Origin of the sequence: Fibrobacter sp. (genome assembly GCA_024399065.1) — a bacterium.
Classification (GTDB): Bacteria; Fibrobacterota; Fibrobacteria; order Fibrobacterales; family Fibrobacteraceae; genus Fibrobacter.
The window spans coordinates 1-1,056 of sequence record JAKSIB010000118.1 but is presented as its reverse complement, the minus strand read 5'-3'; the positions used below and the strand labels follow the sequence as shown (position 1 = coordinate 1,056).

At 40.0% G+C, this 1,056-nt stretch carries 2 protein-coding genes; both read left to right on the top strand.

What is annotated here, in order from left to right:
• The coding region (locus tag MJZ25_16745) for a CidA/LrgA family protein (GenBank protein MCQ2125807.1) at positions 1–388 on the top strand (388 nt) is incomplete at its 5' end.
• On the top strand, positions 381–1,056 hold a 676-nt coding region (locus MJZ25_16740; protein MCQ2125806.1), incomplete at its 3' end, for an LrgB family protein. The genes MJZ25_16745 and MJZ25_16740, both read left to right, overlap by 8 nt.

The following is a 1,056-nucleotide window of genomic DNA, read 5'->3' as shown; positions in this document are numbered from 1 at the left end:
GTTTTGTGGAGGACGGTTTAGAATTATGAAATACATCAACCAATTTTTAATTATTTTGTTAATTTCCTTTTTGGGGGAAATATTGAAATGCCTTTTGCCGTTACCGATTCCTGCAAGTATTTATGGAATGATCATTTTGTTTTTGGGACTCATGACTAAGGTAATTAAATTAGAGTCAGTGAAGGAAACCGGCAAATTTTTGATTGAGATCATGCCAATCATGTTTATTCCAGCGGGAGTTGGACTGATGACAACCTGGGGGGTTTTACAGCCAATCTTATTACCTGTCAGCATCATTACTGCAGTGACGATTATTACAGTTATGGTTGCCACGGGATGGGTGTCTCAAATCATTATCAGAAAGTCAGGAAAAAAGAAAGATGAATAGTTTTTTTCAGGAATCATTGTTTGCAGGACTGGCACTTAGTCTTGTTGCATATGTAATCGGCATGGCACTTAAGAAAAAATTGAAAATAGGGATTTTCCACCCATTGCTGATCTCCATCATCATTTCCATTGCTGTGCTTGCAATGGGAAACGTGGAATATGAAGTATATCAGGAAAGTGCCAAGTATCTAAGTTATCTTTTGACACCGGCAACAGTCTGCCTTGCAATTCCCTTATATGAGCAGTGGGAACTTCTGAAGAAGAACTACTTGGCGGTTGTATGTGGTCTTATTGCAGGGGTCATTACCAGCCTTGCTACGGTATTTGGACTTGCAGTTCTTTTTCATTTGTCTCACAGGGAGTATGTAACCCTTCTTCCAAAGTCCATTACCACAGCAATTGGAATGGGGGTATCAGAAGAACTTGGCGGATATGTAGAAATTACGGTAGCTGTCATCATCATTACAGGAGTTCTTGGAAATGTTTTTGGCGATATAATATGCAAAATATTTCATATCAAAGAACCTATTTCAAAGGGACTTGCCTTTGGGGCCAGTTCTCACGCAATCGGAACTGCCAGGGCAATCGAAATTGGTGAAGTAGAAGGAGCCATGAGCGGCCTTGCAATTGCAGTTTCGGGTATTTTTACAGTTGTATTGGCCTCAGTAT